Raw genomic sequence first — 974 nt, 5'->3', positions numbered from 1 at the left:
GAATGCTGCATCGCCGTTCCCCGGCAATCAACACGGACTGGCTAAAATGGAGCGGTAATATGCGAAGCTATTTAGTTAAAGAAAAAACGGCGAACGTCGCGTTGACCGAACAAAAATTAAAACTAGCGGAGTATTGGAAGGAAGATTTTATAACAAATAATCCTCCGTATGGATATGGCAGAGGCTTATCGCAAGAATTTGATAATTTGAGCCGGGAGGTTGAACGATGGAAGAATACAATCCCTGTTGCCAAAAATGAGTTGAATGCTGCTATTGAGAACCGCAAGCATAAAGAGCAGGGCAAAAATGCAGCTGAACAGCAGCTTAAGGATGTGAAAGAAAAAAATAAAGCGAAGCCGCCTGAACTTAAGTTCGATGATAAGATTAAAGGACAAATGGGGGACCGTGGTTGGACGGAAAAAGATGTACGTGACACGGTGAATAAAGGGCCCAAAGGTCCATCTGTTGATCAGCGTAGGCCTAATAAAACACCACCGGATTACTTGGGGAGAAATGATTCAGCAATGGTATATGGAGAACTGGGTAAATATGTTGTTGTTAATGACAGGACGGGATAAGTAACCCAGGTCAGTGATAAAACCATCCGTATTGGATTGATGATTCCAGAATTAGATGGGAGAACAAATAATGAGTTTTAACAAAAAAATAATCTATGACAATGGGAATGACTTCTTTAAATTTAAAGGCGACAGTGTCATGGTGTTGACGCCTAAAGCAGCTAAAGAAGTTTGCGCTGAAGCGACTAAACGAAATAAATTCGTGTGGATTGTGGAAGGAGGGCATTGGTTAAGTCCGGGTTATAGGCCAGATAGCGCTACCCGTTGGGATGCTCGCCCTGAACTGGAAAAAGCTAATAAGATAAAAGAAAATAATGAGCTAAATAGCTTCGCATATTACCGCTCCATTTTAGCCAGTCCGTGTTGATTGCCGGGGAACGGCGATGCAGCATTCAT

2 protein-coding genes are annotated in these 974 nt (G+C 42.4%); both read left to right on the top strand.

The annotated features are described in order from the left end of the window. Nucleotides 1–578: colicin E5-related ribonuclease (locus NC856_RS17645; protein ID WP_264091703.1), on the top strand; the 578-nt coding region annotated here is incomplete at its 5' end. 70 nt (nucleotides 579–648) lie between these two features. Then, on the top strand, nucleotides 649–945 hold the full coding sequence (locus NC856_RS17640) for a colicin transporter (protein WP_264091701.1): 297 nt from the start codon (nucleotides 649–651) through the stop codon (nucleotides 943–945). Nucleotides 946–974 lie beyond the last annotated feature (29 nt).

This window comes from Brenneria izbisi (genome assembly GCF_025840185.1).
GTDB lineage: Bacteria > Pseudomonadota > Gammaproteobacteria > Enterobacterales > Enterobacteriaceae > Brenneria > Brenneria izbisi.
The sequence above is the reverse complement of the archived record's forward strand: the minus strand, read 5'-3'. Positions and strand labels throughout refer to the sequence as shown.